The sequence below is a fragment of the Desertibacillus haloalkaliphilus genome (assembly GCF_019039105.1).
Classification (GTDB): Bacteria; Bacillota; Bacilli; order Bacillales; family KJ1-10-99; genus Desertibacillus; species Desertibacillus haloalkaliphilus.
Genome location: NZ_JAHPIV010000564.1, coordinates 1 through 334, shown reverse-complemented (window position 1 = coordinate 334; position 334 = coordinate 1). Strand labels below are relative to the sequence as shown.

At 36.2% G+C, this 334-nt stretch carries 1 protein-coding gene; it reads left to right on the top strand.

Annotated elements, in window-relative coordinates; translation table 11 throughout:
* A partial coding sequence (locus KH400_RS23290; protein WP_217228690.1) for an FAD-dependent oxidoreductase occupies positions 1 to 334 on the top strand: 334 nt, incomplete at both ends.

Below are 334 nucleotides of genomic sequence, written 5' to 3'. Positions count from 1 at the left end.
ACCTTTACCAACATGAAATGAAGAAAACAATAGAGGAAAATGAAAATCTTTTATTACGTCAAGGAATGGTTGAACGACTAATTATTGAAGATGGTGTTTGTAAAGGAGTTATAACAAATACTGGTGCTGAGTACAAGGCGAAAGCAGTCGTTATTACGACAGGAACTTACTTAAGAGGGAAAATTATCATTGGTGATCTAAGTTATGAAAGTGGACCTAATAACATGCAGCCATCTGTGCAGTTGTCATATCATTTAAAAGAGCTTGGATTTGAGATGGTTCGTTTTAAAACAGGGACTCCGCCTCGAGTGAATGGAAGTACGATTGATTATGA